Below are 3,248 nucleotides of genomic sequence, written 5' to 3'. Positions count from 1 at the left end.
GCCCGGTTTGCTGCGCGACCGCAAGCTCGACACCCGCGACGCCGCCCTGGCCACCGAGCTCGCCTACGGCGCCTCGCGCGCGCGGGGTTTGCTCGACGCGGTCATCGAGAGCGGTTCGGGTCGCAGTATTGCCGACATCGACGGCGGCTTGCTCGACATCTTGCGGCTCGGGGCGTATCAGCTGTTGCGCACGAGGGTCGCACCGCACGCCGCTGTTGCAACATCGGTGGACCTGACACGCGCAGAATTCGGCAGTGGCAAAGCCGGATTCGTCAACGCGGTACTACGCAGAGTCTCGGAGAAGACAGCCGACCAGTGGGTCGACGAGCTCGCGCCCGATGCCGACAAAGACCCTGTCGGTCGGCTCGCCTTCGCCAACGCGCATCCCCGGTGGATCGCTCAGTCGTTCGCCGACGCGCTGGGCGCGGACGCCGGAGAACTCGCCGCTGTGCTCGAAGCCGATGACGCGAGACCGGCGGTGCATCTCGTCGCCCGGCCCGGAGAGATTTCGGCCGAGGAACTGGCACTGATCACCGGCGGCGAAGAAGGCCGGTACTCGCCCTACGCTGTGTACCTCGACGGCGGTGACCCCGGCAAACTGGACGCAGTACGCGACGGCCTGGCCGGCGTGCAGGACGAAGGTAGCCAGCTGGTCGCCCGCGCTCTGACGATGGCGCCCCTCGACGGTCCGGACGGCGGTCGTTGGCTCGACCTGTGCGCGGGGCCCGGCGGGAAAGCCGCCCTGCTCGGCGCACTCGCCGAGATCGATGGGGCGCACCTCGACGCCGTCGAACCGACACCGCATCGCGCCGAACTCGTACGAAAGACGACCAAGACTCTTCCCGTCACCGTGCACGTGGTCGACGGCCGCGACACGGGTCTAGGCGGTGGCTACGATCGCGTCCTCGTCGACGCGCCGTGTACCGGACTCGGTGCGTTGCGGCGACGTCCCGAAGCGCGCTGGCGGCGGTCGGCCGACGACGTCGCGGGCCTGGTCAAGCTACAGAAGGAACTGCTCGCCTCCGCGCTGCGACTCGTACGGCCAGGGGGAGTGGTCGTGTATTCGACTTGCTCACCCCACCTGTCCGAAACCACCGCCGTCGTCGCGGACGCGGTCCGCCGGCACGGCGTCCGCGAGCTCGACACACGCACGCTCGTACCGGAGGTCGCGGACGTCGGCGACGGGCCGTCGGTTCAGCTCTGGCCGCACCGGCACGGAACGGACGCCATGTTCTTCGCTGCGTTGCAGCGACCCAGCGCGTAGCGGCAGCGACCAGCGCGTAGCGGCAGCGACCCAGCAGCACTGAGTGATAAGGCTGTGTCACTTCAGGTATTCACCGGGAGGCACACCCACCAGTTCGGTGAATTCGCGAGTGAAGTGCGCCTGGTCGAACCAACCGTGTCGCGCCGCGAGGTCGGTGAAGGTTCCCCGGTAGCCGGAGTCGAGGTCGCTGACGGCGTCGTGCATGCGGTACCGGGCCAGAACCCATTTCGGCGTCGCTCCGACGTACCGTTCGAAGAGGCGCTGCACCCGCCGCGTGCCGAGTCCGCATCGTTCCTCCAGCTGCGCCTCCCGGATCAGTGAGCGGTCGTTCAGCATTGTCGCCGTGATAGAAGAGAACGCGCGAGTAGTCGGGTTCGGGCGTCCCGGCGTAGGCGCGCAGGTGTCGTCCATCACGGACCGGCAGTCGTCTGCATCGACGTCCGGGCCCAGTTCCGGCAGTGCGGCAACCGCGTCCGGATGGAACGCGGTCGGTGCGGTCGCCTGCACGTCCCGCAGCTCCCGTGCCACCGTGCCGGTGAAGCTGGGGAAGCCGCCGGGGCGGAATTTGGCGCCGAACACCCACCCGCTCTCCGCCACCCTCACGTCGAAGCGGCGGGTGAGCACTCCGGTCACCCGCCACCGGGCCGCCCAGGTTCGCGACCGCGTCGCGTACGTGCCCGCGCTCGATGCTCAGGGTGCACGACGGATGCGGCAGGGTCGAACTGCAGTACACGGCACCGGCGGGCAAATCCCAGCGGAGAGTCCAGTAGTACTCGATCCACGGGGAGAGAACGTCCGCGCACGGCAACCTGGCGAGCTCGACGTGGCGGGCGAGCTGGTCGGGGCGAAGGATCCCGGCATGAGTCGACGTCGGGCGGGTCGCGTTTTTCCGATCCGCCATTCGGTGGAGTGTAGGAGGCTGACACACGAACCTGGTACACGTACAGACCGCGGAGGAGTGAACATGACCGAGATGCCCATCGCCACACTGAAAATGGTGACAGTGGACTGTGCAGACCCGGAGGTGAGCGCGACATTCTGGTCGGCAATCCTGGGTTGGGACGTCGTGCACGCAGAGAAGGAGTACGCCATGCTCTCGGGCCCGAGCAACGCCCTCGGTTTCGGCAGGGTCGAGGACTTTCAGGCACCCGCGTGGCCGAATCAGTACGGCACCAAGCAGTTTCACTTCGACCTCGCGGTAGCGGACCTCGACGACGCAGCGAACCGTGCGGTGTCTCTGGGCGCGACGATGCCGGCCGAGCAGCCGGGGGAGACCTGGCGGGTTCTTCTCGATCCCTCCGGACATCCGTTCTGCCTCACCAGAGCCGAGAACTGGGGCTGAACCGAGCAGCACCGGGTCCGCAGGGTGGTCGGACGCTGTCGCGGAAGACGACTACGCTGATCGCGTGGCTGCTCCGATGATCGCACCGTCCATCCTGTCCGCGGACTTCGCTCGCCTCGGCGAAGAAGCCGAAGCAGTAGCCGGCTCCGACTGGCTGCACGTCGACGTGATGGACGCGCACTTCGTACCCAATCTGACTCTCGGACTACCGGTGGTGAAGAGCCTGCTCGAGGCCACCGACATTCCTCTCGACTGTCACCTCATGATCGAGGACCCGGCGCGGTGGGCCCCGCCCTACGCCGAAGCGGGCGCCTACAACGTGACGTTCCACGCCGAGGCCGCCGACGATCCGGTCGCGGTCGCGAAAGACATTCGTGCCGCGGGAGCCAAGGCCGGTCTGTCCGTCAAACCGGGCACACCCATCGAGCCGTACCTCGAGATTCTGCGAGAGTTCGACACGTTGCTCGTGATGAGCGTCGAACCGGGCTTCGGGGGACAGTCCTTCATGCCCGAGGTGTTGAACAAGGCGCGGATCGTGCGCAATCTCGTCGACGCGGGCGAACTGAAACTGGTCGTGGAGATCGACGGCGGTATCAACGTCGACACCGTCGAGCAGGCGGCCGAAGCGGGTGTCGACTGCTT

General features: G+C 67.5%; 4 protein-coding genes. 3 read left to right on the top strand and 1 reads right to left on the bottom strand.

Annotation, left to right across the window (positions count from 1 at the left end):
• The coding region (locus tag WBQ44_RS05925; protein WP_495565798.1) for an RsmB/NOP family class I SAM-dependent RNA methyltransferase at positions 1 to 1,264 on the top strand (1,264 nt) is incomplete at its 5' end.
• Positions 1,265 to 1,321: 57 nt separating this feature from the next.
• Here the strand turns inward: WBQ44_RS05925 and WBQ44_RS05920 are convergent.
• Positions 1,322 to 1,897 carry a helix-turn-helix domain-containing protein gene (locus tag WBQ44_RS05920; RefSeq protein WP_495565797.1) on the bottom strand — a complete coding sequence of 192 codons (576 nt, stop codon included), beginning with the start codon at positions 1,895 to 1,897 and terminating at the stop codon, positions 1,322 to 1,324.
• 331 nt (positions 1,898 to 2,228) lie between these two features.
• Between WBQ44_RS05920 and WBQ44_RS05915 the strand changes: the two genes are divergently transcribed.
• Together WBQ44_RS05915 and rpe are read left to right on the top strand one after the other, a co-directional pair.
• Positions 2,229 to 2,606 carry a VOC family protein gene (locus WBQ44_RS05915; protein ID WP_495565796.1) on the top strand — a complete coding sequence of 126 codons (378 nt, stop codon included), beginning with the start codon at positions 2,229 to 2,231 and terminating at the stop codon, positions 2,604 to 2,606.
• Positions 2,607 to 2,670: 64 nt separating this feature from the next.
• The coding region (rpe, locus tag WBQ44_RS05910) for a ribulose-phosphate 3-epimerase (protein ID WP_495565795.1) at positions 2,671 to 3,248 on the top strand (578 nt) is incomplete at its 3' end.

This window comes from Rhodococcus sp. (in: high G+C Gram-positive bacteria), assembly GCF_049591685.1.
GTDB lineage: Bacteria > Actinomycetota > Actinomycetes > Mycobacteriales > Mycobacteriaceae > Rhodococcoides.
This window is presented reverse-complemented; position numbering and strand designations above follow the sequence as displayed.

Excerpts from the sequence above, each read along its gene's own strand:
- WBQ44_RS05915 (WP_495565796.1), top strand. The coding sequence starts at position 2,229 with ATGACCGAGATGCCCATCGCCACACTGAAAATGGTGACAGTGGACTGT.